A 23,371-nucleotide genomic window follows, 5' to 3' on the forward strand; every position below is an offset into this window, starting at 1 on the left:
TTGGCGCGGCGTCGACGGGAAAGGGGCTCTGTGATCACCGGTGGCGACAATCCGGTGCATACGTGTGGAAGTACGAGCACCAAGGAGGTATCGATGTCCTCGAAACGACGTCGCAAGAAGAAGGCCCGCCGCAAGAACGGCGCCAACCACGGCAGGCGTCCGCAGAGCTGAGGACGTCTCCGGTGCTTCGGGTGGGCGGCGTACGGCGCCGCCCACCCGACGTGTCGGCCCCCTAGGCCAGTGCCCAGGCCACGTCCCGCAGGAGTGCCTGCCGCCAGCCCGCCCGGTCGTGGTCCGACGCCGACCGGGAGACCCGCACGGTCGCACCGGCCTGCTCGGCGAGGTCCTCCACCAGGCCGCAGTGCGGGAGCATCCGAGTCTCGTGCTCGCCCGCGTCGAAGGCGATCCGCAGCCCGGACAGGTCGGGGCGCCCGCGCAGGCGAGCCGCGAGGACACCGCCGAGCGGGCCGCCCAGCGGGTCCGCGAGGTCCGCGGCCTCCGGCGTCCACCAGACCGACGGCGACTGACAGGCCACCCGCGACACCAGACCGGGGAACTCCACGGCGGCGTACAGCGCACTCAGCCCGCCCAGGCTCTGCCCCGCGACCACGAGCCGGTCCCGGTCGGCGGGCACACCGCTCTTTGCCACGAGGGGCAGCAGCTCGTCCCGTACCGCCTCCCACAACTCGGGCCGGCATCCGAACTCGGCCGCGCGGTCCTTGGCGGGAAGGAACACGAGCGTCACCGGCGGCATCTCACCGCTCGCGACGGCCGAGTCGAACGCGGTCGTGGCCGGGTGCAGGTACAGCCAGTCGTCCCCGTCGAGGAGCAGCACCACCGGTCCGCCCCCGCCCGCCGCGTGGACCCGCACGGTACGCCGCCCACCGAGCCGTCCGCTCGTCCAGCGCAGCCGGGTGCGGGGGAGGGGCAGGACGTCGTCGGCGCCGACCGCGGGCCAGTGCGGCTGGGGCGGCGCGTCCGGGGTCGCGGCGACGGACCGGTCGCCGCCCGCGCCGGCCGGGTTGCACGGGTCGGCGTACGCCGCGTCGCCCACCAGGAACTGGTACGTCACCCGCAGCCGCGCCGGCATGCGCACCTTCGCGTACCAGCAGTCCGTGGCACCCCACCGGCGCAGCGGCACCGGCTCCGACCAGCTCTCGAAGCCGATGGTCGCCGCCTCGGACCCGCGCCGCACGAAGAGGGTCGCCCAGCCGTCGCCGTCCGGCACCGACGCGGGCGTGCGCGCTGCGGCCCAGAAGGCATCGGTGCCGGGAGCACCGGGCAGTCCGAACCCGGCGAAGGGCTCTTCCCCCGCCAACTCCATGAAGGTCTCCTTGTGGAGCGCGAAGCCCAAAGGCTAAGCTCGTCGATTATTAGGCGAGCCTAACCTAATCTCCCGGGAGGCATCGGGTATGAGCACCAACCCGTTCGACGACGCCGACGGCCGTTTCCTCGTCCTCGTGAACCACGAGGGACAGCACTCGCTCTGGCCGTCCTTCGCACAGGTGCCCGGCGGATGGACCGTCGCCTTCGAGGAGAACACCCGGGACGCCTGCCTGGAGTACGTCGAGACCAACTGGACGGACCTGCGCCCCCGTTCCCTGGCCGAGTCCGTCGACTCCTGACCGGCACCACAACCCGCGCCGACGCACCGCACCCCGACGCGGGCGCCGCACGTCAGGCGGTACCGGTGAACTCCCAGGTGCCGTGGGCGACCCGGTGGACGTCGAAGCCGGGCACCGACCGCAGGAACTCCGCCCCACCGGGCGCCTCGGCACGTGACCCCTCGGCCACCGGGACGTGGACCTCGGCCCGCGACCCCACGGGTACCCGCACCGTCAGCCGGAGTTTCCCGCCTACGGCGGACCACGCCACCGACGCCTCCCCGCGCACGGTCCGGACCGAGGTCCGCGCCCAGTCCACGCCGGTACGCGCGTCCGGACGCACGCTGAACGTGCGGTACCCCGCGTCGCCCGGCCGCAGCCCGGCCACGTTCTCGTACAGCCACTGGGCGACGGTGCCCTGGAAGTAGTGGTCGCGGGAGCGGGAGTCCAGCGGCCACATCTCCCACATGGTGTCGGCGCCGTGGTCGTGCCAGTAGCCCCAACTCGGATAGGTGTGTTGGGTGGCCACGGCGTGGGCGACGTCCGGACGGCCGTGCGCGCACAGCACCCGCAGCAGCACACTCGTGCCCAGCGCGCCCGTGTTGAGGTGCTCGCCGCGCTCCTCGATGTCCGCCACCAGGCTCTCCAGGACCGTGCCCCGGGCGCCCGGCGGCACCAGTCCGAACGCGAGCGGTATCGCGTTGGACGTCTGCCGGTAGTCCGGGTCCTTGGCCGTGCGGTAGTGACCCTCCGGCCCGAGGAACGCCTCGTTGAACGCGCTCCGCAGCCCCTCGGCGGCGGCCCGGTAACGCTTCGGGACATCGTTGTCGCCCGGCAGTCCGGAGAGCGCCTCACCCAGCTCCGCGGTGTGCAGCAGCGCCCGGTACAGGTAGGCCGTCGCGGTCAGCCGGGTGTCCTCGGGCGGGTTGCCGCCGTACCCGGGGGCCAGGTAGTCGCCGAGCGCGGTGACGGCCAGCCCGTCCCGCAGACGGTCGAGCTCCCAGTCCAGGTAGCGGGTCAGGGTCTCCCAGTGTTCCCGGGCCGCCCGCTCGTCCCCGTACACCCGGTACAACTCGCGGACGACGAAGGGGTAGACGGTCGTCCACTCGGGGGAAGGGCCGAGGTCGCCGTAGCCCCAGCCCCCGCTGGGCACGATCACCGGCAGCTGACCCTCGTCGGTCTGGCTGTCGGCGAGGTCGCCGAGCCACTTGGACAGGAAACGCTGCATCCCGAAGGCGTAGGTCATGACGGGCGTGCCGAGCTGGGCGTCCCCCGTCCAGCCGTTCTTCTCGTACATCGGCGTGTCGGTGGGGATGCCGTGCAGGTTGTTCAGCACGGTGCGCCGCATCGCCTTGTCCAGCCACTCGTAGAACGGCTCCGAGCAGGAGAACGAGCTGACCTCGTCCACGCGGGAGTGCACCAGCCGTCCGAGCACGTCCTCCGGCTCCGGCCGCGCGGGCAGGCCGTGGACCTCGACGTACCGGAAGCCCTTGTACGAGAAGCTCGGCTCCCACACCTCCTCGTCCCGGCCGGCGCACACGTACTCGTCGGTCTGGAAGCGGCCCGGCACGTGCCCGGTCTCGGCGTGCACACTGCCGTCGTCCTTCAGCTTCTCGCCGTGGACGAGCCGGACCACGGCGCCCCCGGCGGCCCCGCGCACGGTCAGCCGGGTCCAGCCGGCCATGGTGCGTCCCATGTCCACGACGTACACCCCGGGGCGCAGTTCCTCGACCGCCTTCGGACGGACGGTCCCGACGACCTCGATCGGGTCGTGCGGCTGAGCGCGCAGCGTGCCCCCGGGCGCCTCGCGCACGCCGGCCGGCCGCCATCCCGAGTCGTCGAACCCGGGCCGGGACCAGCCGTCGGGTGCCCGGCGGGCGTCGTAGGTCTCCCCGGCGTACAGGGAGTTGGACAGGGTCGGCCCCTCGGTGATGCGCCACTCGCCGTCCGTGGCGACGGTGGTGCGGGTTCCGTCCGGGTGGTCGATCTCCAACTGCGCGAGAAGCCGGGGCTCGCCGTGCCAGGGAGCGCGGTGCCAGTTCCAGACGTTGGGTGTCGTCATGCCGTAGAAGCCGCGCCCGAGGGTGACGCCGATGGCGTTCTCACCGCGCCGCAGAAGCTCCGTCACGTCGTGGACGGCGTACAGCACCGTCTCGTCGTAGTCGGTGAACCCGGGGTCGAGGACCTGGTCGCCGACGCGGTGGCCGTTGATCTCCGCCTCGTAGTAGGCGAGTCCGCTGATGTGCAGGCGTGCGCGCGCGACGCGCCCCCGGACGGCGAAGGAGCGGCGCAGCAGCGGGGCGGGCGCCTCGGGAGCGGCGACACTCACGCCGTCGCCCCAGGGCCCCTGGCCGTACGGGGCCAGGACGGCGGCCGGCTGCCAGGCGCCGTCGTCGAACCCGGGCCGCTCCCAGCCCTCCGGCGCCGTTTCGGTGGTGCGCCAGCCGTCGCCGGTGCGGAGCTCGTGGGTGTGCCCGTCCCCGGTCTCGACGACGAGGCGGACGAGGAGGCCGCCGGGGTTCACACTGGCCCCGGGCCGGTTGGTGGCGAGGGCGGCGACGAGGACCCCGTCGCCGGCGGAGCGGGTCTGCTCCGTGACGTCGGCGGTGCGGCCGGTGCGCCATCCGTCGGTCTGCTGCGGTGCGTGGAGCACCTGCTGTCCGTGGACGTAGAGGGTGAAGTCGTCGTCGGCCGTGGCGCTCACCACGGCCCGCTTCACCACGGAGCCCGCCGGCAGGGCGAGCGTGGCACGGAACCGGCGTTCGCCCTCCGGGGCGTCCGAGGAGTTCGCGCCGGGGGACCAGATCCACGACGCGCCCTCCAGGGACGGCGGCGCGGGCGGCTGCTCGGCGCCGATCCAGCTCGCCCGCCAGCCGTCGGCCGGGAGGGACGTCTCCCACCAGCGGGTCTCGCTCCAGCGGGAGCGGCGGCCGGCGGCGTCCCAGACCCGGACCTGCCAGTGGTAGCGGGTACGGGGGAGCAGCGCGGGCCCGCCGTAGGGGATGCCGACACTGCGGTCGGAGGTGACCTTGCCCGAATCCCAGACCGTACGGGTGCGTTGGCCGCTGCCGGCGGAGTCCCCGGTGACCCGGATGTGGTAGGCGGTCTGCCGGGCGCCGTGGCCCGGGGCGGCCAGTTCCCATGACAGGCGCGGGCGTTCGACGTCCGTGCCGAGCAGGTTCTCGGCGTGTTCGACACTGGTCCGGACGACGCGGAGTCCGGCACTCGTCCCCGGCCGGCCGTCGGCTGTTCCGGGACCGTCCGGCGCGACACCGGCCGCGAAGGCGGGTGCGCCGGTGGCCAGCGCCGTGACACCGGCGGCGCCCGCGGTCGCCACGGTGCCGCGGAGGAAGACTCTGCGGTTCCAGCCCTCGGTCGTGTCCTTCTCCTCGGGCGTGTCCTTCTCCTCGGGCGTGCCCTCGGCCGGTTCCTCGGTCATGTGTGTCCGCCTTTGCTCGTCGTGCCGACGCAGCGGGAAGGGACCGTGCGTGTGACTCGCGTCGGCTGTCTGAACCCATGGGGTGAAACGATTCAATCGGGCGTCTCACGATCCTACGCACGCCCTGTGGGACGCATCAAGGGATGTGACGACGGTCGTGCCGACGGCAGACGGCGCGGCGAGGCCGCCGGGGCGGCTCGGCCCGCGTCTCCAATTCCCGGCCTTTGCCGCTTCGGTGGAATGCGCCTGACGGGGCGTCGGTGAATTCCGGCAGAAACAGATGTCCGCAGTTCTGTTAATTTTTGCGCCGCTCACCGATCTTGTCATGGGCGCGTCCGACTAGGAAGGTTCTCCGTGCGGACAGGGCCTTCTTTCCTCGCCGTAATCCGCACTTCCCCCACATGCCGCCACAGGCGGCTGCCCGGAAATGGAGACAAGATGCTTCGTCTACGCGCGATCATGGCGTCAGGTGCCGCAGCGGCGGCGCTGGTCGTGTCCTCAGGCGCGGTCTCTGCGCACGGAACCACCGGGGCGGACTCGCCCACGCCCGGCGGGACGTACCAGCGTCAGATGGTGCGGGCTCTCGCCGACTCGCTGGGTGTCAGCGACGCGACCGCCGCACGACGGCTCGACTCGCAGGCCCGGCAGCAGTCGGTGCTCGGCACCCTGCGGTCCTCGGGTGTCGACCCCCGAGGAGCCTTCTTCGACCGCGACGGCCGTCTGACGGTGAACGTCACCGAGTCGAGCGCGGCCCGCCAGGTCGAAGCCGCCGGCCTCGAGGCACGTATGGCGCAGCACACCGCCGGTGAACTGGACGCCGTCAAGGCGGCGCTGGACAAGGCCGCGAAGCAGGACCTGCCCACCGGTGTGCAGGGGTGGGGTGTCGACCCGGTGACGAACCAGGTGGTCGTCCAGGTGCGCGACAGATCGACGGCCGCCGACAAGGCGTTCCTGAGCAAGGCCGCGTCCTACGGATCCGCGGTCGCCGTACGGAGCAGCGACGGCAAGGCCGTCTCGACCGCCGGCACCATCTACCCCGGCAGCCGGATGGACTACGGCAACCACTACTGTTCGGTCGGCTTCGGAGCCCGCGACTCGTCGGGCCGCCAGGTCCTGGTCACCGCCGGTCACTGTGTCGAGAACCTGCCCGACCTGTACTACGACGGCTCGCACTTCGCCAAGGGCACCACCAGCCGGTTCCAGCACGGGCGGAACAGCATAGACATGGGCCTCGCCTCCGTCGACGCGGGCACGACCATCGCGCCCCAGGTCGGCACGTGGAACAACGGCGGCAACGTCGCCGTCGAGGGCAGCCGGCGGGCCCCGGTCGGATCGGACGTCTGCAAGTCCGGTGCCACCTCCGGCTGGACCTGCGGCTCCATCAAGGCCTACGACTACTCGGTGACGTACACCGACCCCGGTCAGCCGGCCACCCTCGTGACGAACCTCGGGCTGAGCGACGTCTGCGACCTGGGCGGGGACAGCGGAGGCCCCTGGATCTCCGGCAACCAGGGCCAGGGCATGACCTCCGGCGGCCAGACCGACAACCGGTGCAACGGCGTCTACGGACAGGGCACTTCGTACTTCCAGCCCTTGGACGACGCGCTGCGGTACTACGGACTGAGCCTGAACACCGCCTGAGCGGCGCACTGGCCGGGCCCGGCGCGACGGTCTCCCCAGGTGCCGCGCCGGGCCGGTGGACCACCCGTACCCTGCGGTGATCCATGACGGCAGGGCTGCCCCGCTCACCGGCGGCGGCAGCCCTGCCGGCCCCTCTGACAGAACCGTTCGGGAGCCGTCGATGAACCAGCGGGACGACCAGCCGGAGTCGGACCGGACCGAGGAGCCGCGGTGCGCGGACGAGGCCACCTTCGGGGAGGCACTCCACCGGGCGCTGAAGGCTCGCGGCCTGTCCCTGCAGCGTCTGCACCACCACCTAGGCGAACGCGGCATCTCGGTGAGCCCGGTGACGTTGAGTCATTGGCAGCGGGGGCGCAGCCAGCCCGAGCGCCGGCAGTCCCTGCGGGCCGTGGCGGAGATCGAGGTCATCCTGAACCTGGCGCCGGGCACGCTGCAGACCCTGCTGGCCCACCGGCGCCCGCGCGGGAGGGCGCTGGCCCCGACGAACCGTGTGCCGGACGCCCTTTCCCGCGTTCTGAGTCCCGGCGCGCCGCTTGAGCGGGCCCTGGGAGCGGACGCCTACCGGTTCAACGAGAACCTCGTCACCCTCTCCGTGTCGGAGACCGTGCACCTCGACGACCACGGGTGCATCGCGCGCTACACGGTCAGCCACGTCGTGCGCGCGACCCGTGACGACGTACGGCACCTGACGGCCCACCACAACCTGGACGACCCCGGCACACCCTCCGTGCAGGTGACCGTCAACTGCGGGCGCCTGGAGGCGCTGTGTTTCCGTCAGGAAGTCAGTTCCGCGGTGTTCGACATCGGATTCGGGCGCGCCCTCCGGCGCGGGGAAACCGCGATCATCGATTACACGCTCGACATCGGCCCGCGGTGGAAGCCCTCGAACCACCACGAGCGCACCCTGCCCGTCCCGGTCCGGCAGTATCTCCTGCACATCTTCTTCCATCCCCGGCACCTTCCGTCAGCCGTGCACGGGTACTACCGCCACAACTCGCAAGCGGAGCAGGAGGAGATCCGCCCGCTCGGCCTGGACGCGTCCCACAGCGCCCACATACTGCCCGCGAAATGCCACGCCGGTATTTACGGAATCGCCTGGAGCCGGCAGGAGGACGCCGGGCCTCACAAGCGGCCACAGCAGTACCCAGCCGACTGACGCACGTCGACGACGACGGTACGCGTCCCCGCCAGGAGACAACGATGCTTCGATCCCGCTTCACCGTGGAAGCCACCCCCGCCACAGTCCGCGCCGCGCGCAAGAAGATCGCGGCCACCGTGCGGTCGTGGGGCGTCCCGCTGTCCGAGGAGCAGCGCGTGCGCCTCGAACTCGTGGCCTCGGAACTGCTCACCAACGGCCTCCTGCACGCGGGGGGACGGTTGGCCGTGGGCGTCGTCCTGGACGAGCACATCCTCGTCGTCGAGGTGTCCGACACGAACCCGGCCCTGCCCCGGCGGCGCCGTGCGGACCACGACGCCGAAGGAGGACGCGGGCTCACCGTCCTGGACGGCCTCTGCGTCCTGCGGGGCGCGGAGACCACGGGAACCGGGAAGCGCTGCTTCGCGGTCCTCGACCTGAACACACCCGTCCGGCACCGGGAAACGGCCCCGCCGCATGCCCTCGGCGGCGACGACGCCGGGCACGAGCGGTGGTCGCTCACCCCGGCCGGGGGCCGACTGCTGGGAGCGCTGCTCCCGGCGCCGGAGCGACCGGCCCGGTCGTGAACGCCGTAGGGCGGGATCCACGTGGCCCCGTCGCCGGAGAGGGACTGAGTCAGGGACTGTCGCCGCGCCGCTCCGCAGGCGGGGAGTCGAGCGCCCGCTTGGCGCAGGGGCCGTAGCAGCCCCTGCAGCGTGAGGGCGATCAGCCGGCGGGGGGCGTGGCGTCCGGCGGGCCGGCCTGTGACCGCCAGCCGTGCAGGAGCAGGTCGAACACCGTCTCCACGGTCGCCCGCGGATCGTGCCGTCCCGCGGTCAGGGCCGGTACCTCGAGGACGAACCGGGCCAGTGCCGCGCACGCCAGGTCGTCCGGCTCCCGGTCGAGCTCGTCCGCGATCACGGCGCCCGGAGCGTCGGCGTGTCGCATCCACATGCGCTCATCGAGGGCGGTGCCGGGTTCCTGCTGGAGGAGCCGGACGCCGACGAACTCGCGCGGTTCGGTGAGCCGGGCCGGCCGACGGCCCCCTCGCGACCGGGCGTGCCGGTGAGCACGAGGGGGCCGACGGTCCGGCTCGGGCCACTAGCAGCTGAGGTTGCCGCCGGGCTCGACGCCGAGGAGCTGGGTGAAGCGCTCGTAGTTGTCGATCCGGCTCTGGACCTGCCCGGGATTGCCCCCGTCGCACTCCAGGCTGCCGTTGATGGCGCGGATGGTCTCCCCGAACCCGGCCCCGTTGACCATCGCGTCGTGCGGGGTCATGGTGCCGGGCCCGTTCTGGGTGTTCCAGTACCACAGGCCCGTCTTCCAGGCCACGGCCGAGTCGTTCTGGACCAGGTCCGGATTGTTGAGCAGGTCGATGCCGAGGGCGTCCCCGGCGGCCTTGTAGTTGAAGTTCCAGCTCAGCTGGACGGGCCCGCGCCCGTAGTACTTGTCGTTGCCCGCCGGACAGCCGTACGGCTGAGAGGCGTCGCAGTAGTGCGGGTAGTTGGCGGTGTTCTGCTCGACGACGTACACGAGGCCGCCGGTCTCGTGGCTGACGTTGGCGAGGAAGGCGGCGGCCTCCTGCTTCTTCACCGTGTCGCTGCCGGTGTTGGAGAAGCCCGGGTAGGCACTGAGCGCGGCGGTGAGGCCGCCGTAGCTGTAGAAGGAGTTCCGGTTCGGGAACATCTGGTTGAACTGGCTCTCGCTGACCACGAATTCAGCGGCAGCGGTCTGGCCGGCGGGCTTCTCGGACTTCTCGGCGACGGCCGACGGGGCCATGGTCAGGGTGCACAGGGCGGCCGCCGCGCCGGTGGCGGCCAGCAGTGCGAGCTTGCGGTGCTGCACGATATCGACTCCTGCTCGATGGGAGGGACGGCGTGGGGAGGGCGGGGCGGGGGAGCGACGGCGAACCCCGGAAGGGGCGCGGTCGCTCCCGGACTGCTCGACCCGGCCCGTCAGCCGCCGACGTTGACGTCGATGCAGGCGTAGAACGCGTTGTCCGTGTCGGCGACGTTCCACACGGCGAGCACCTTCTGCTGTCCGGTGAGGCCGCCGAAGTCCACCTGGTGGTTCACGACGGCGCCCGGCTTCGCGCCGCCGTCGTCGAACAGCGCGATCCGCTGACCGCCGACGTAGTACTCCCAGGTGCTGGTGGCGTGCTGCGCGGTGAGCTGCCACGAGAACGTCGTGGTCTTCGACACCGGGGTGACCTTCCAGCCCTTGCTGTCGTCGTCCAGCTCCGCGAAGCGGCTGTTGCCGCCGCTGCAGCTGGTCAGGCCCTTGGGGCCCTCGACGCTCTGGGGCTCGTACTTGATGTCGCCGCAGGACACCGTGCCCGCGGCGCACTGGGCCTGACGGCTGGGCGGGTCGGAGATGTAGCCGTGTGCGCTCGCCGAGGAGGCGGGCAGGCTCACCGCGACGACGGGGGCGAGAACGGCGCCGATCAGGGCAGCGGTCTTCCGACGTGCGTGCATGGGGAACTCCTTCACATCCGGCCGTCCCAGGGCACGCGCGGTCATGTGTGGGGGTGACCGCGCACGCCGAGTACGGCCTCTCGTGGGTGGGGCCAGGAGGCGCGAAGGTGACGCGCACTCACCGTCCTCGCGAGGGAGTGGGACCCCGGCAAGGCTCAACTCCTTGAACGGAGCGGTGAGTTCTGTTGGACTAGACCATACAAGCGGTCGACGTGACCGTGTCAAGAGTGTGTGAGCGGCGAACCGGGACGCGCAGAGGGGCGGTTGATCGGATCCGCCATCACGGCGCGCGGCAGTGACGGATCGGCGGACGCCGCTTTCATCACCTGCCGGTCGGTGTCGTCCAGCTGGTCCAAGGAGCACCGGCGGCGGGAGTGCCGGATGACCCGCGGCCACATGCCTCGCCTCCTGGTCCGCCAGGCAGACGAGCAGGGCCGAGGCCGACGCCCGGCGGCGCCGCGCGACCTCGCGCCGCACCTGGTGGAACGGATCGCCGGACAGCGAGCGCGGCACGGCGCCCTCGACCGCGGGTTCGCGGCGACTTCGTCCCGGGCCCCGGGGAAGGGGGCCGCCGCGAGCCGGCGGCTCACCCGGGAGGTCAGCTCGGCGCGGGCGGCCGGCGTCCGACGCGCCGAGGAGTGGTCGACGACGCCACTACCCTGCACACTGTGATCAACTCATCTGCGAGTCATGACGACACCGAAGTGGCGATCGCCGCCGCCCGGGCCGGCGCGGAGGTCGTACGGGCCCGGTACGGGCAGCGGCTGGCCCGGATCGACAAGGGCGACGGGGACTTCGCCACCGACGCCGACGTGGCGGCCGAGGAGGCGATCCTCGACGTCATCCGTGCCGCCCGGCCCCGGGACGCGATACGCGGTGAGGAGGGCGGACGGCGCGGAGCGGCCGACGCGGTGCGCGAGTGGTTGGTGGACCCCCTGTGCGGCACGCTCAACTACGCCGTCGGCACCACGCTGGTGGCCGTCAACGTGGCACTGCGCGACGGCCCCGCGGCGGTGGCCGACCCGTTCAGCGGCGAGGTCTTCCACAGCGACGGCGACACCGCCCGGGTCCGGCGCGACGGCCAGGACACCCCACTGGCGCCCAGCGCGGCCACCCGGCTGGTCGACGTGAACCTTGATCCGCCGTTCCCGGGCGCGCCGGCGTTCCGTGCGGTGGACCTGCTCGCCCACCCCGGGTTCGGACAAGGGTTCCGGCCGCGGGTCGTGTCGACGACGCTGGCACTGGCCTGGGTAGCGGCCGGGAAGCGCGCCGCCTACGTCACCGACGGCGTCGGCCTCACCGAGAGCGTGCACTTCGCCGCCGGCATCGCGCTGTGCCGGGCGGCCGGCTGCCTCGTCACCGGAGTCGACGGCGCCCCGGTCGGACCGACGGGCCGGGGCCTGGTGGTGGCGGCCGACGCCGAGACCCACGGGCTGTTGCTGTCGCTGATACGTGAGCCGCTCGGCACCGGCCCCGACCGGTCGCCGGTAGGGCCGACCGGGTAGAGGATGCCCCACGCGGTGCCGCCCGCCCGGGAAACGGCCTCGTCGCTGCTAGTTTCGCCAGCCGTCGGAGAAATGCGGACGTCTCGCTCAGAGGCGGGCATCGCTTGCAGAGGGAGTACGGGTGACTGGTGTGCGCGAGGAATCGTCGGGGACGGGCGCCCCGTTCGGGCGAAGGACCTTCATGGCATCGGCCGCCCTGACGGCCGCCGCGCCCGTCTCGGCCGCCGCGCCCGTCTCGGCCGCCGCGCCCGTCTCGGCCGCCGCACCCGTTCGGGCGGCCGAGCGGCCGGAAGGTGCCGTGCCCGGCTGCCGGTCCGTGGCGCGGCTGCTCGCCGTCCCCCACAGCGGCCGCGGCGTCGACTGGCTGCGGGAGGCCCTGCAGGTCGCCGTGGCACTCGAACTCGCCACCATCCCGCCCTACCTGTGCGGATGGTGGTCCGTGGGGGACCGCACCAGCCATGTCGCACGACTCGTCCGGCGCATCGTCGGCGACGAGATGTACCACATGGGCGTCGTGTGCAACCTGCTGGTGGCCGTGGGCGGCCGGCCGCGGATCACGGACGCGGCCCTCTCCTACCCCGGCCCCCTGCCGGGCGGAGTACGCGACGGCGTGAACGTCTACCTCTCGGGCCTCAACAGGCCCTTCGTGCACGACGTGATGATGGCGATCGAAGCCCCCGAGGCCCCCCTGGCCCGCAGCATCAACAACTCGCCCAGCATCGGCCACTTCTACGACGACCTGCTGAACGCCTTCCGGACCACGGCGCCCGAACTGTCGGCCCACGGGCAGCTGTCCGAGCACATCGGCTCGGACGTCCTGGAACCCGTGACCGACCTCGACGGCGTCGAGCGGGCGATCGAGGTCATCAAGGAACAGGGCGAGGGCACCACCAGCTCCCCCGAGGACGCCTTCGGGGACGACTACCCGGCCCACTACTACGCCTTCGGCGAGATCTACCACGGACGGCAACTGCGCCAGGAGGACGACGGCTGGCGGTTCACCGGCGCCCCCGTGCCCTTCCCCGACGCGCGTCCCATGGCCCGGGTCCCGGCGGGTGGCTGGCCCGACCCGCCGAAGCGGGTCCAGGACCTCCTCGACCGCTTCGACACCGCCTACGCCAAGGTGCTGAGCACCCTCGAAGCGGCCTGGGCCGACGGCGACGCGCGCACCCTGCGCTCGGCCGTCCGTACCATGGGCGCGCTGGAAGCCCCGGCACTCGAGCTGATGGAGACCGCCATCCCGGGTGCCCCCGGCACCTACGGCCCCCAGTTCCGCCCGCCCCGCGCGTGACGCCGGCCAGGAGGGTCAGTGGTTGCCGGTGAGGGTGCCGCCGAGCCTTTCGCGCATCAGGGTGCTGTGCTCGTTGAGACCGACGATCTCGACCTGCTTGCCGCGCTGCGCGTACTTGGTCTCGATCGCGTCCAGGGCGGCGACGGACGAGGCGTCCCAGATGTGGGTGGCGGACAGGTCGATGACGACCTGGTCGGGGTCACCGGCGTAGTCGAAGCGCGAGACCAGGTCGTTGCTGGAGGCGAAGAACAGCTCGCCGGTGACGGAGTAGACGACCTGGCCGCCGTCGGGATCGGTCACCGAGGTGACGTCGGCCAGGCGGGCCACCCGCTTGGCGAAGATCACCATCGCGGTGACGGAGCCGACCACGACGCCGATGGCGAGGTTGCCGGTGGCGACCACGACGGCGACGGTGACCACCATGACGAGGATCTCGCCGGCAGGCATCCGCTTGAGGGTCCGCGGAGCGACGGAGTGCCAGTCGAACGTCGCGAACGACACCATCACCATCACCGCGACCAGGGCCGCCATCGGGATGTCGGACACGACCGGGCCGAATACGACGCACAGCACCATCAGGAACGAGCCCGCCAGGAACGTGGACAGACGGGTACGCGCGCCGGACACCTTCACGTTGATCATCGTCTGGCCGATCATGGCGCAGCCGCCCATGCCGCCGAAGAAGCCGGTGACGATGTTGGCGATGCCCTGACCGATCGACTCACGCGTCTTGTCGGAGTGGGTGTCGGTGATGTCGTCCACCAGCTTCGCCGTCATCAGCGACTCCATGAGCCCGACGAGGGCCATGGCGAGCGCGTACGGGGCGACGGTCGTCAGGGTGTCGAGGGTGAACGGCACGTCGGGCAGCCCCGGCACGGGCAGCGCGTGGGGCAGTTCCCCCTTGTCACCGACGGTCGGTACGGCGATGCCGGCCGCCAGGGTGATGACGGTCAGGACGACGATGGAGACCAGCGGCGCCGGGACCACCCTGGTGATCCGGGGGAAGAGCACCATCAGCACGAGCCCGCCCGCGACGAGCGGGTAGACGGGCCAGGGCACGTCGGTCATCTCGGGCACCTGCGCCATGAAGATGAGGATGGCGAGGGCGTTGACGAAGCCGACCATCACCGAGCGCGGCACGAACCGCATCAGCTTGGCCACCCCGAGCGCGCCGAGGACCACCTGGAAGACACCGGCGAGGATGACCGCCGCGACGAGGTAGCCGAGGCCGTGCTCGCGGTTCAACGGGGCGATCACCAGAGCGACGGCGCCGGTCGCCGCGGAGATCATCGCGCGGCGGCCGCCGACGACCGAGATGGTGACGGCCATGGTGAACGCCGCGAACAGGCCGATCTCCGGGTCGACCCCGGCGATGATCGAGAACGAGATCGCCTCCGGCACCAGGGCCAGGGCGACGACGAGTCCGGCGAGGACCTCGGTGCGCCACACCTTCGGGTCGGAGATCCAGTCGGGCTTGAGGCCGCGCAGGCGCGCGGCGGGGGAAAGCGCGGGAGCAGACAAGAGGGAGGTACCTGTCGTGGTCGGGCACGCCCGGCAGCGGGGGACGTGCGGGGGAGCGCGAGAGCCGGGCCGGTCCTGCGCGAGGGCCGCGCGGTGCCGGACCGAGAGTGAGGAGAGACGGCGTGCCGACGGGGACGGCCGCCGCTCAGGGGCGAAGCGTCACGGCGGGCAGACGGCGGCGCGGGGCGTCATGGGCATGCGCTCGCTCTCTCCTGCCGGCGTCGGTCTTCGCCGGGGGCTTCCTCGGCCCCCGGCACGGCATGGTGGACAGGGTCTCCCGCACCGTGTCGGGTCTCCCGCAACCATGGAGTGCCGAACGGCACAGCGGCCCGGCACCCGGGCAACTCTACCCTAACGTTACGGTAGGGATCCAAGCCGTCGCGGCGGCGGCAGGACGGACGACGAGGAAGGCGCACGCGTGAGCGGCGGGCACATGCAGATCGGCGAGGTGGCGGCCAGGACCGAGCTGTCGCTGCGCACGATCCGGCACTACGAGGAGACCGGGCTGGTCGTCCCGTCCGCCCGCTCCCAGGGCGGCTTCCGCCTGTACACCGAGGCCGACGTCGCCCGCCTCATGGTCGTGCGCCGAATGAAGCCGCTCGGCTTCACCCTCGACGAGATGCGCGACCTCCTGGAGGCCACCGACCGCCTGGACCGCGGCGACGGGCAGCTGCCGGCCGGCGAGCGCGAGCAGCTCCTCGAGCGCGTACGCGTCTTCGAACGGGCCGCCCGGCAGCGGGTCGCCGACCTGCGGACCCAGCTGGCGCGGGCGGAGGAGTTCGCCGCGACCCTGGCCGACCGCATCGAGAGCGCGACGGCCCCGTAGGCGCGGGACGCGCCGCCGGACGCCCTCGCGGCTACTGGCCCTGCATGATCTGGATCAGGTTGCCGCAGGTGTCGTCCAGGACCGCCGTGGTGACCGCGCCCGTCTCCAGCGGCTCCTGGGTGAAGCGCACCCCGAGTCCGCGCAGCCGGTCGTACTCCGCCCGTACGTCGTCCACGGCGAAGGAGGCGGCCGGGATGCCGTCCTGGGCCAGCGCCGTCCGGTACGGCCCCACCGCGGGATGGCCGGAGGGCTCGAGCAGCAGCTCGGTCCCGTCGGGAGCCTCCGGCGAGACCACGGTCAGCCACCGGTCCGTGCCCACCGGCACGTCGTGCTTCACCACGAAGCCCAGCATCTCGGTGTAGAAGCGCAGGGCATGCGCCTGATCGTCGACGAAGACGCTGGTGAGGTGGATCTTCATGGGGTCTTCTCCGGTGCGTCGGGGCCGAGCCATCGGATCATGATGTGCCCGAGTGGGTTGATGTGGGTGTTGACGTTGATGTTGGTTCTGGTGGGCGCGGGTCCGGTCAACGGTCGACGGGCCCCCGACCGGCGGGACGGTCCAAGGCGGCGATCAGGGCGTCCGCCGGAAGTGCGGGCACCGTCCGGCCGTGGACACCGGTCGTCGTGGTCGCCGCGAGCAGGGAGTTGAGCACCGCCTCCTCGACTCCGTCGAGGACGGCCTCGAACAGCGGGCCCAGATCGGCGTCCGCGACCGGGTGAGCGGCGTCCGGCCGCGTGCCGAAGGCGACGGCGTAGTCGCCACTGCCGTGGCTGTACGCCGCGCCCGTGCGGGCCAGCGCGAACACCGCGCGCCGTGCGACACGGGTGAGCTGCCGGGCGTCGAGAGGCGCGTCCGTGGCTGCCACGATCATGCAGGAACCGATGTCCGCCTCGGCGCCGGGACCCCCTGCCCCGAGACCCAGGGACCGCGGGGTGAGCGTCCGGCCGAGCACCCGCAGCGTGCCACCGAAGTTCGCCTGCACCAGCACGCCGACCGTGAAGCGCCGGCCTCCGAGGTCCGGGACCCGGGAGGCGGTGCCGATGCCGGCCTTGAAACCCAGCGCGACGGTACCGGTGCCCGCGCCGACGCACCCCTCGGTCACCGGACCGCCGGAGGCGGTGTCGAGGGCGGCCCGCACGTGCTCCTCCAGCACGGGCCGGGCCCGGACGTCGGACAGGAAGCCGTCGTTGCACTCGCCCACCACCGGGTTGAGGCTGCGTACCTCCTCGCATCCGGGCCGCCGGAGCACCCAGCCGACGAGGGCGTCGGCGACACGGAACGCCGAGAGGGTGGAGGTGAGCAGGACAGGGGTCTCCAGCGTGCCGAGTTCGGCGAGTTGGGTGGTACCGATGAGCTTGCCGTAGCCGTTGCCGGTGAACACCCCGGCAGGCAGCGGCGCGTGCGGGCCGACGAGGTCGGGCACGACGGCGGTGACGCCGGTGTGCACGTTGGGCGGCCTGCGGACGGTGGTGTGCCCGACGCGGACACCGGGCACGTCGGTGATGGCGTTGGAGGGCCCGGTGCCGCAGGACCCGATGACCACACCCAGGTCGCGTGCCCGGCCCCGGACGGCATCCGACGGCGAGCGCGGGTTCGACAGTGGTGGTTCCATACGGCCGGACGTTACGCGCCCGCGCCCGGAGGCCGCCGATGCGTGCCGCCGGAGTCGTCGGACACGTCCCTAGGACTGGGGTCGCTTGCCGTGGTTGGCCGCGTGGTTGCGGCGCGCCTTCTTCTTCCGGCGTCGTTTCGAGGACATCGGTGCCTCCTTCTGACAGTGCTCTCTCGCGGTGCGTCCGCGCATACCGTGCATCAACGATTCCACGCACGGCCGGGCGCTGCCATTCGACGCGGCCCGCACCCTGGGGACCGCGACGGCGACGAGCCGGGCCAGGCGACGTCGTCTATGGCGAGCCAGGGCACGTCCGCCACCGCCGTCGGAGTGAGCCCGGTGAACGCCTTGACCTCCCGGTGGAGGTGGGACTGGTCGACGTAGCCGCTCTCGAAGGCGACGGCGGCCGGGGCCAGACCGGCCGCGAGCAGGTGGGCGGCGTGGTCGAACCGCACCAGTCGGGCGGCCCGCTTGGGCGTGATGCCGAGCTGAGCGTGGAAGCGGGCCGACAGCCGCTTGCGGCTCCAGCCGACCTCGTCGGCGAGACCGTCGACCCGTACGCGCCCCCGGCCCGCGAGCGTCGCCCGCCAGGTGTGGGCGACCTCGGGATCGACCGGCGGCCGGTCCGCCATGCGGCGGCGCAGGATGTCCGCCGCGAGCGCGAACCGCGCGTCCCACGATCCGGCGGCGCGCAGCTCGTCCTGGACCCGCTCCGCCCCGGGACCCCAGACGTCCTCGAAGCACTCCACCCTCCCGTCGAGCCCGCCCACGGGGCCGAGCACCGCGGCCGCCACCGCCGGTTCCAGCCGGATCTGCAGGCACGAGCCCACCCGGCCCGCCGCCCTGACGCCGACCGGGGCGAGCCCGACGACGAAGCTGCCGTGTCCGTGCCGGCCCCGGGCGCCGTACAGGATGCCGTCGCCCTCGCTCAGGTCGACGAGGACGGTGACGGACGGATGCGCGACCATGGCCATGTCCACGAAGGCGGGCACGTGTTGACTGAACCCGGCCATGCTGACTCCCGGCAGCCAGACCGAGGGGCGCGGGACCACGACGTCCACGATCGACCAGTCGGGCGGCGCCCCGGTCCGTGCCTCGGTGGACAACACGCCGTCAGTCTAGGTGTCGGGGCCGACGGCCGGGAGGTCCACGTCCCGTGCGGTGAAGCCGAGCAGCAACTCGCCGGTCGGCCCGGGCGCTTCCAGCGGCGGCAGGTGCCCGACGCCCGGCAGCAGCTCGAGCCGCGCGTTCGGCACGGCCTCGTACCGGTGTGCCGACGACGGCTCCCAGCGCGGGTCGGCGGCACCGAAGAGCACCAGCACCGGGATGTCGAGGTCGGCGAGGCGCTCGGGCACGCCGCGCTCGGCGAGGTAGGCCGTGTTCCCGCGCGCCACCGTTCTGAAGCTGCGGTACGAGGTGTCCCGCACGTCGTCGATCATCCCGGCAGGGATGTCCACGGGCCCGGCGGCCGTCGCGGCGATCGCCTTGCGGAGCATCGCGTCCGTGCGCCGCGGCCACAGGAGCGGGCCGAAGGGCGGGGCCAGCAGCAGCCGGAGGACCATCGGCTGCGGAAGGAGCGCGTCCAGACTCGGACCCGTACTCACCAGGGCGACGGCGCCCACCAGATCGGGCCGCCGCTCCGCGAGCGCCGTGGCGACGTAGCCGCCGCTGGAGTGGCCGACCACGGTCACCGTACGCAGTCCGAGGTCGTCCAGGAGCGCCGCCACCCGGCCCGCCTGCAGGGGCACGTCGTACGACGGGGTGGCCGGTGACTTGCCGCAGCCCGGGAGGTCGATGCGCAGGACGTGACGGTGCTCGGCCAGCGCCGGGACCACCGGGTCCCAGGAGGCGCCCGAGGCGCCGGAACCGTGGATGAGCAGGAGGGGCGGCGCCTGCGGCGGGCCGTCGTGGACCACGTGCATGCCGTGCGAGAGATCGGCGTCGTACTGACTCATGCCGCAAGCGTGCGCCCGGTGCCGGTCACGGGTCTTGTACAAATGTCCCCGGAGCCGTCGGACGCTCGACGCCGACTTCGGGGACGGCTTGTCAGGTCTCCGGGCCGGCCGCCCGGCCGGGCTCAGCCGATGGACTTGACGAGTGACCACCGCACCGGCAGCGACCACTGCACCGGCACCGATGGTCACCCCTTGGGTGATCACGGCAGCCGTCCCGATCCAGGCGTCGTCCGCGATGACGATCGGGGCGAAGGAGAGGTGCTCGCGGCGCTCGGCCAGGGGCAGTGGATGACCTACTGTGATGAGGCTGACCTTCGGGGCGATCATGACGCCGTTGCCGATACGGATGCCTCCCTTGTCCACGAAGGTGCAGCCCTGGTTGACGAAGACCCTCCCGCCGAACGTCGTGTTGAGCCCGTGCTCCGTGTAGAACGGCGGGTAGATCGTCACCGACTCCGCCAGCGGGCCACCGAACACAACGGAAAGAAGTTCCGCGCGACCTTCAGTGTCGCTGAACGGAAGCACGTTCAGTCGAGACGTCGCATCGGTCACCTCCGCGATCCGCTCCACATAACGCGTGGACTCAGGCGTCCGGGCATGCATGACCTGCTCTGTGCGGGGAGACATGCGCCGATCCCACCACCGCGCAGGACCCTCGATCAAACAACCCCGCACCACACCGGACACAGCCAGTGGTTGTGGAAGCAGGGTGCGAGCGTGGACGTCGAAGCGCTGCGGACGTTCGTGGCCATCGCGCGGACCGGCCAGTTCCAGGCCGCGGCCGACGAGCTGGGGATCAGCCGGCAGGCGGTCTCCAAGCGGTTCGCGGCCCTGGAGAGGCACATAGAGGTCACGCTCCTGGTGGGCACCTCCCGAGGCTCCCAGCTGAGCCTGGACGGGCAGGTCTTCCCGCCGCACGCCAAGAAGGTCCTGGCAGCTGTCGAGCAGGCCGAGCGGGTCGTGCGCCCCGGCAGCCGTCCCTTGCGCGTCGATGTCCTCAACCGGCGCATCTCCCCGGCCCAGGCCGTCTACCGGTTCTACCGCTCCCACCCCGAGACGGACCTGGACGCGGTCACGCTGAGCACCGAGAACGCCGCCCAGGCCGCCCAGACAGTGCTCGAAGGGACCGTCGACGCGTCCTTCCGTGCCCTGCCCGCAGACCAGGTCCGGGCCGGGATCAGCGCCGAACGACTCCTCGACGCGCCCCTGGAGCCTCCTGGTCGGACCCGCCCACCCGCTGGCTGACGCACCCCGGGTCCGCCCTGCGGACCTGGCCGGCCACCGCGTCTGGATCCCCGGGATCAGGCCGGGCACGGAGTGGGCGGCGTTCTACCAGGCGCTGTCCGAGGCCTTCGGCCTGAGCATCGACGCGCTCGGCCCCCAACTTCGGTGACGAGGCCCTGATGGACGCGCTGGCCGACTCGGCCTCGCTGGCCACCCTCGTGGGCGGCGGGGCCCCGGTACCTGTGGCCCGAGACCCATGACCTGCGGCGCATCCCGTTGCACGACCCGACCCCGGTCTGCCCGCACGTGCTGCTGTTCCGCAGCGGGGACCAGCAGCATGTGCTGACCGCTGCGTGACCATCTGCGCACCGCGGGCCCGCGGACCCCGCACGACGTGTGGGCGCCGCACTGGGCGGACCGCTGACCGGACGACCGAAGTGACGGACACGCCCTGGTCGCTTCTCCTGCTCCCGCGTGGACGGCGTCAGTCCCTCGGGCTGCTGGACAGGACCTCGTCCAGGTCGGGCCAGAGGATGCGGCGCTCCAGGTAGGCGGGCTGGTGGGAGCGCAGCGAGTCGATCAGCCACTCGATCATGCGGCGGGTGTGTCGGCTCGCTCCCTCGCTGTCGCGGTGCCGGATCGCCTCGACCACCGCTTGCACGCGTTCGGTCATCTCGGGACGCCCGCCTTCGGGATAGCGCCAGGGGACCGTGCGGTTCATGGCGACGAGGGCGGGGACGATGGTGCCGAGTACGGCGTTGTGCGAGGCTTCCGCGACCCGCAGGGTGTAGGCGACGGCGTGCTCCGTGTACTCGGGCCCACGTTTCCGCTCGGTCGCGCGAAGCGCCTCGACCGACTCGTCGAGGAGTGCCAGGTCGCTGTCCTCGCGGCAGGTCGCGGCCAGGGCGGCGACCGACGGTTCGACGGCGTGCAACGCTTCGAACACCGTGGCGAGTGTGGCCCCCTGGTACTGGACGACCATACCCAGGGCACTTCCGACGACGGCTGGTCCGGGCAGGCCGAGCCGTGGTCCGCCTTGCGGCCCGGGTTTGACCGTCACCGCTCCCAGGAAACTCAGCAGCCGCAGAGCCTCCCGCAGGGTGCCACGGGAAACTCCGTACCGTTCGACCAGCGTCGCCTCGTCGGCAAGACCGTCGCCGGGCTTCAGTCCCTTGTCCGTGAAGTCGCGCATGATGCGTCGGGCGGTGTGGGCGGGGAGTGAGCCGCGCGGAATCTCCCGCTTGTTCCTGTCCATCGCGTGTCCCCCCGTATCCGTCCTGGTCATGCGGCGCCAGTCCCGACTGTATCGGCGGCCTCCCGCGGGATCGCTCGGGCCTCTTGCTCCACGACGGCCACATATATTATGTTTCCCAAAACTCTGATACTAGTTTCGCCAGGCGGGTCGACAGGCAGAACCCGGCAGGCAGGACGGAGTGGCGATGAGCAGGTTGGACGGCAAAGTCGCGATCGTGACCGGCGCCGGCCGGGGGATCGGGCAGGCCATAGCCGAGAAGTTCGCGCACGAGGGTGCGAGCGTCGTCGCCGCGGACGTGGACTCGGCTGCGTGCCTGGAGACCGCCGGCCGTCTCGGTGGTGACGCGCTGGGCATCGGCGCCGACGTGACCTCGCGGGAGGCGGTCGAGGCGATGGTGACACGGGTGCGAGACGCGTTCGGACGGATCGACATCCTGGTCAACAACGCCGGGTGGGACAAGGCGGGACCCTTCGCCGACTCCGATCCGCCGGACTGGGAGCGCATCGTGCGGATCAACCTCCACGGTGTGCTGAACACCTCCAGGGCGGTGCTCCCGTTCCTCGTCGAGCAGGGCTCCGGTTCCCTCGTCAACATCGCCTCCGACGCCGGACGCGTCGGGTCGTCGGGCGAGGCCGTCTACTCCGCCGCCAAGGGCGGAGTCATCGCCTTCACCAAGACGATCGCCCGAGAAGCCGCGCGGCACGGGGTCCGGGCCAACTCCGTGTGTCCCGGCCCCACCGACACGGACCTGTTCCAGTCGTTCGCCGGTCCCCGGCTGCGGGAGTCGCTCGTCCGGGCGATTCCGCTCGGTCGGATCGGCACACCGGACGACATCGCCGGTGCGGTGGCATTTCTGGCCTCCGACGAGGCCGCGTACATCACCGGGCAGACGCTCAGCGTCAGCGGCGGACTCACGATGAGCTGAGGCGACGATGACCGATGCCTTCCAGACGGACGAGCACGGCGGGGTCCCCGCCGAGCTGCTCGCGTTCAACCGCACCCTCAGGCTGACCGGTCCCGGCTCCGTCCTCGAGCTGCTCGGATCCTTCGACGCCTACACCAACCAGGACGGACCCGCGGTCGCCGGCATCGCGCACGGAGTACCGGTGCGGGAGATCGGCGGTTGGCGGGTGACGGCCGACGTGTACCGGCCGCTGGGCGAGCCACCGTTCCCGACCCTGCTCTACCTGCACGGCGGAGCCTGGGTACTGGGCGCCCCGGCGACACACCGCAGACTTGCCGCAGACCTGTGCGCCCTCGGACTGCTGACGTTCGTCGTCGACTACCGGCGCGCGCCCAAGCACCGGTTCCCCGCGGCCGTCGACGACACCCTGCACGCGCTCGACTGGGCGGCACGGTCCGCCGAGGAGTACGGCGGCGACCCCTCCCGCCTGCTCATCGGAGGCGACTCGGCGGGTGCCAACCTCGCCGCCGCCGCGCTCGCGGCGGGCCCGGCGACCGCCGTGCGGGCCGCGCTGCTGTGCTACGGCATCTACGACGTGCACCGGGCCCTGCCCACGCTGACCGACCTGGTCGGCGGGCCCGACCCCGACACCCAGCTGTACCTGCGACCCGACGACGCCCGACAGCTCCGCGACGACCCGCGACTGCACCCCGAACGGCACTGCGCCGGCTTCCCGCCCACCCTCGTCCTGGCCGGTGACGAAGACCCGCTCCTCCCGGAGTCGACGAGCCTCGCCGGCCGGCTGGACGACGCCGCCGTGCCGCACCGGCTGGCGGTCGTGGCAGGCGCTCCCCACGGGTTCCTGCAACTGCCCACTCACCCCGGCCACGCACAGGGGCTGCGGGCGATCGCGAAGTTCGTGGCGGACGCCTAGCGGTTCCTCGTGCAGACGCGGACGGCGGCGGGCGATGGCGCCCACGCCGG

General features: G+C 72.2%; 22 protein-coding genes and 2 pseudogenes. 11 read left to right on the forward strand and 13 right to left on the reverse strand.

Translation table 11 applies throughout. The features are described 5' to 3' along the window. The first annotated feature begins 93 nt into the window (after positions 1 to 93). Positions 94 to 171 (forward strand): 50S ribosomal protein bL37, encoded by a 78-nt coding sequence (locus ABS735_RS16175; RefSeq protein ID WP_372486533.1) that lies wholly within the window; start codon positions 94 to 96, stop codon positions 169 to 171. 61 nt (positions 172 to 232) lie between these two features. On the opposite strand, the gene ABS735_RS16180 is transcribed toward ABS735_RS16175, so the two are convergent. Continuing rightward, positions 233 to 1,324, reverse strand: coding sequence for an alpha/beta hydrolase-fold protein (locus ABS735_RS16180; RefSeq protein WP_373905475.1), 1,092 nt, complete (start codon positions 1,322 to 1,324; stop codon positions 233 to 235). A gap of 88 nt (positions 1,325 to 1,412) precedes the next feature. Here ABS735_RS16180 and ABS735_RS16185 point away from each other — a divergent pair, with 88 nt between their 5' ends. Further along, complete coding sequence (locus tag ABS735_RS16185) at positions 1,413 to 1,625, forward strand: MbtH family protein (protein WP_373905474.1); 213 nt, start codon at positions 1,413 to 1,415, stop codon at positions 1,623 to 1,625. 52 nt (positions 1,626 to 1,677) lie between these two features. Here the strand turns inward: ABS735_RS16185 and ABS735_RS16190 are convergent, their stop codons facing one another. After that, positions 1,678 to 5,043: a family 78 glycoside hydrolase catalytic domain gene (locus ABS735_RS16190; protein WP_373905473.1), complete on the reverse strand. Its 3,366-nt coding sequence runs from the start codon at positions 5,041 to 5,043 to the stop codon at positions 1,678 to 1,680. Positions 5,044 to 5,481: 438 nt separating this feature from the next. Here ABS735_RS16190 and ABS735_RS16195 point away from each other — a divergent pair, with 438 nt between their 5' ends. From ABS735_RS16195 to ABS735_RS16205, 3 genes are all read left to right on the forward strand, one after another. Next, positions 5,482 to 6,684: a S1 family peptidase gene (locus tag ABS735_RS16195; protein ID WP_373905472.1), complete on the forward strand. Its 1,203-nt coding sequence runs from the start codon at positions 5,482 to 5,484 to the stop codon at positions 6,682 to 6,684. Between the two features lie 160 nt (positions 6,685 to 6,844). Next, the gene (locus tag ABS735_RS16200) at positions 6,845 to 7,840 is read left to right on the forward strand and encodes a helix-turn-helix domain-containing protein (protein WP_373905471.1); all 996 of its coding nucleotides are present in this window, start codon (positions 6,845 to 6,847) and stop codon (positions 7,838 to 7,840) included. A 44-nt stretch (positions 7,841 to 7,884) separates the two neighbouring features. Then, positions 7,885 to 8,406, forward strand: coding sequence for an ATP-binding protein (locus ABS735_RS16205; RefSeq protein WP_373905470.1), 522 nt, complete (start codon positions 7,885 to 7,887; stop codon positions 8,404 to 8,406). 139 nt (positions 8,407 to 8,545) lie between these two features. Here ABS735_RS16205 and ABS735_RS16210 read toward each other — a convergent pair whose 3' ends face one another. The 3 genes from ABS735_RS16210 to ABS735_RS16220 all read right to left on the reverse strand — a co-directional run bounded on the left by ABS735_RS16210 (position 8,546) and on the right by ABS735_RS16220 (position 10,293). After that, on the reverse strand, positions 8,546 to 8,767 hold the full coding sequence (locus ABS735_RS16210; RefSeq protein ID WP_373905469.1) for a hypothetical protein: 222 nt from the start codon (positions 8,765 to 8,767) through the stop codon (positions 8,546 to 8,548). Between the two features lie 153 nt (positions 8,768 to 8,920). Further along, positions 8,921 to 9,664, reverse strand: coding sequence for a chitinase (locus tag ABS735_RS16215; RefSeq protein ID WP_373905468.1), 744 nt, complete (start codon positions 9,662 to 9,664; stop codon positions 8,921 to 8,923). A 110-nt stretch (positions 9,665 to 9,774) separates the two neighbouring features. Further along, positions 9,775 to 10,293: a lytic polysaccharide monooxygenase auxiliary activity family 9 protein gene (locus tag ABS735_RS16220; protein ID WP_373905467.1), complete on the reverse strand. Its 519-nt coding sequence runs from the start codon at positions 10,291 to 10,293 to the stop codon at positions 9,775 to 9,777. Between the two features lie 668 nt (positions 10,294 to 10,961). On the opposite strand from ABS735_RS16220, the gene ABS735_RS16225 reads away from it, so the two are divergent. Further along, on the forward strand, positions 10,962 to 11,798 hold the full coding sequence (locus ABS735_RS16225; RefSeq protein ID WP_373905466.1) for an inositol monophosphatase family protein: 837 nt from the start codon (positions 10,962 to 10,964) through the stop codon (positions 11,796 to 11,798). A gap of 181 nt (positions 11,799 to 11,979) precedes the next feature. After that, positions 11,980 to 13,089 (forward strand): ferritin-like domain-containing protein, encoded by a 1,110-nt coding sequence (locus tag ABS735_RS16230; RefSeq protein ID WP_373905465.1) that lies wholly within the window; start codon positions 11,980 to 11,982, stop codon positions 13,087 to 13,089. A 15-nt stretch (positions 13,090 to 13,104) separates the two neighbouring features. Here the strand turns inward: ABS735_RS16230 and ABS735_RS16235 are convergent, their stop codons facing one another. Beyond that, on the reverse strand, positions 13,105 to 14,610 hold the full coding sequence (locus ABS735_RS16235; protein WP_373905464.1) for a SulP family inorganic anion transporter: 1,506 nt from the start codon (positions 14,608 to 14,610) through the stop codon (positions 13,105 to 13,107). A 418-nt stretch (positions 14,611 to 15,028) separates the two neighbouring features. On the opposite strand from ABS735_RS16235, the gene ABS735_RS16240 reads away from it, so the two are divergent. Next, entirely contained in the window at positions 15,029 to 15,436 is a 408-nt protein-coding gene (locus ABS735_RS16240) for a MerR family transcriptional regulator (protein ID WP_373905463.1), read from the forward strand. A 31-nt stretch (positions 15,437 to 15,467) separates the two neighbouring features. Here ABS735_RS16240 and ABS735_RS16245 read toward each other — a convergent pair whose 3' ends face one another. The 6 genes and pseudogenes from ABS735_RS16245 to ABS735_RS16270 form a co-directional block, all read right to left on the reverse strand. Further along, positions 15,468 to 15,854 (reverse strand): VOC family protein, encoded by a 387-nt coding sequence (locus ABS735_RS16245; RefSeq protein WP_373905462.1) that lies wholly within the window; start codon positions 15,852 to 15,854, stop codon positions 15,468 to 15,470. 106 nt (positions 15,855 to 15,960) lie between these two features. Continuing rightward, positions 15,961 to 17,049 (reverse strand): P1 family peptidase, encoded by a 1,089-nt coding sequence (locus tag ABS735_RS16250; protein ID WP_373905461.1) that lies wholly within the window; start codon positions 17,047 to 17,049, stop codon positions 15,961 to 15,963. A gap of 69 nt (positions 17,050 to 17,118) precedes the next feature. Further along, complete coding sequence (locus ABS735_RS16255) at positions 17,119 to 17,250, reverse strand: hypothetical protein (RefSeq protein ID WP_476755833.1); 132 nt, start codon at positions 17,248 to 17,250, stop codon at positions 17,119 to 17,121. After that, entirely contained in the window at positions 17,250 to 18,158 is a 909-nt protein-coding gene (locus ABS735_RS16260; protein ID WP_373905460.1) for a helix-turn-helix domain-containing protein, read from the reverse strand. Before ABS735_RS16260 ends, ABS735_RS16255 begins: the two co-directional genes overlap by 1 nt. A 9-nt stretch (positions 18,159 to 18,167) precedes the next feature. Next, positions 18,168 to 19,004 carry an alpha/beta fold hydrolase gene (locus ABS735_RS16265; RefSeq protein ID WP_373906201.1) on the reverse strand — a complete coding sequence of 279 codons (837 nt, stop codon included), beginning with the start codon at positions 19,002 to 19,004 and terminating at the stop codon, positions 18,168 to 18,170. Between the two features lie 99 nt (positions 19,005 to 19,103). Then, positions 19,104 to 19,607, reverse strand: a pseudogene (locus ABS735_RS16270) (DapH/DapD/GlmU-related protein); the annotation flags it as partial. Between the two features lie 114 nt (positions 19,608 to 19,721). Here ABS735_RS16270 and ABS735_RS16275 point away from each other — a divergent pair. Continuing rightward, positions 19,722 to 20,652, forward strand: a pseudogene (locus tag ABS735_RS16275) (LysR family transcriptional regulator). 60 nt (positions 20,653 to 20,712) lie between these two features. Here the strand turns inward: ABS735_RS16275 and ABS735_RS16280 are convergent. Next, the gene (locus tag ABS735_RS16280; RefSeq protein ID WP_373905459.1) at positions 20,713 to 21,483 is read right to left on the reverse strand and encodes a FadR/GntR family transcriptional regulator; all 771 of its coding nucleotides are present in this window, start codon (positions 21,481 to 21,483) and stop codon (positions 20,713 to 20,715) included. Positions 21,484 to 21,667: 184 nt separating this feature from the next. Between ABS735_RS16280 and ABS735_RS16285 the strand changes: the two genes are divergently transcribed. Together ABS735_RS16285 and ABS735_RS16290 are read left to right on the forward strand one after the other, a co-directional pair. Continuing rightward, positions 21,668 to 22,408: an SDR family NAD(P)-dependent oxidoreductase gene (locus ABS735_RS16285; RefSeq protein ID WP_373905458.1), complete on the forward strand. Its 741-nt coding sequence runs from the start codon at positions 21,668 to 21,670 to the stop codon at positions 22,406 to 22,408. 7 nt (positions 22,409 to 22,415) lie between these two features. Beyond that, positions 22,416 to 23,321 (forward strand): alpha/beta hydrolase, encoded by a 906-nt coding sequence (locus ABS735_RS16290; RefSeq protein WP_373905457.1) that lies wholly within the window; start codon positions 22,416 to 22,418, stop codon positions 23,319 to 23,321. Positions 23,322 to 23,371: the final 50 nt, after the last annotated feature.

Source organism: Streptomyces sp. MMCC 100 (assembly GCF_041538145.2).
Lineage (GTDB): Bacteria > Actinomycetota > Actinomycetes > Streptomycetales > Streptomycetaceae > Streptomyces.

Excerpts from the sequence above, each read along its gene's own strand:
- ABS735_RS16175 (WP_372486533.1), top strand. The coding sequence starts at position 94 with ATGTCCTCGAAACGACGTCGCAAGAAGAAGGCCCGCCGCAAGAACGGC.
- ABS735_RS16180 (WP_373905475.1), bottom strand. The coding sequence starts at position 1,324 with ATGGAGTTGGCGGGGGAAGAGCCCTTCGCCGGGTTCGGACTGCCCGGT.
- ABS735_RS16185 (WP_373905474.1), top strand. The coding sequence starts at position 1,413 with ATGAGCACCAACCCGTTCGACGACGCCGACGGCCGTTTCCTCGTCCTC.
- ABS735_RS16190 (WP_373905473.1), bottom strand. The coding sequence starts at position 5,043 with ATGACCGAGGAACCGGCCGAGGGCACGCCCGAGGAGAAGGACACGCCC.
- ABS735_RS16195 (WP_373905472.1), top strand. The coding sequence starts at position 5,482 with ATGCTTCGTCTACGCGCGATCATGGCGTCAGGTGCCGCAGCGGCGGCG.
- ABS735_RS16200 (WP_373905471.1), top strand. The coding sequence starts at position 6,845 with ATGAACCAGCGGGACGACCAGCCGGAGTCGGACCGGACCGAGGAGCCG.
- ABS735_RS16205 (WP_373905470.1), top strand. The coding sequence starts at position 7,885 with ATGCTTCGATCCCGCTTCACCGTGGAAGCCACCCCCGCCACAGTCCGC.
- ABS735_RS16210 (WP_373905469.1), bottom strand. The coding sequence starts at position 8,767 with ATGCGACACGCCGACGCTCCGGGCGCCGTGATCGCGGACGAGCTCGAC.
- ABS735_RS16220 (WP_373905467.1), bottom strand. The coding sequence starts at position 10,293 with ATGCACGCACGTCGGAAGACCGCTGCCCTGATCGGCGCCGTTCTCGCC.
- ABS735_RS16230 (WP_373905465.1), top strand. The coding sequence starts at position 11,980 with ATGGCATCGGCCGCCCTGACGGCCGCCGCGCCCGTCTCGGCCGCCGCG.
- ABS735_RS16245 (WP_373905462.1), bottom strand. The coding sequence starts at position 15,854 with ATGAAGATCCACCTCACCAGCGTCTTCGTCGACGATCAGGCGCATGCC.
- ABS735_RS16250 (WP_373905461.1), bottom strand. The coding sequence starts at position 17,049 with ATGGAACCACCACTGTCGAACCCGCGCTCGCCGTCGGATGCCGTCCGG.
- ABS735_RS16255 (WP_476755833.1), bottom strand. The coding sequence starts at position 17,250 with ATGCACGGTATGCGCGGACGCACCGCGAGAGAGCACTGTCAGAAGGAG.
- ABS735_RS16265 (WP_373906201.1), bottom strand. The coding sequence starts at position 19,004 with ATGAGTCAGTACGACGCCGATCTCTCGCACGGCATGCACGTGGTCCAC.
- ABS735_RS16280 (WP_373905459.1), bottom strand. The coding sequence starts at position 21,483 with ATGGACAGGAACAAGCGGGAGATTCCGCGCGGCTCACTCCCCGCCCAC.
- ABS735_RS16285 (WP_373905458.1), top strand. The coding sequence starts at position 21,668 with ATGAGCAGGTTGGACGGCAAAGTCGCGATCGTGACCGGCGCCGGCCGG.
- ABS735_RS16290 (WP_373905457.1), top strand. The coding sequence starts at position 22,416 with ATGACCGATGCCTTCCAGACGGACGAGCACGGCGGGGTCCCCGCCGAG.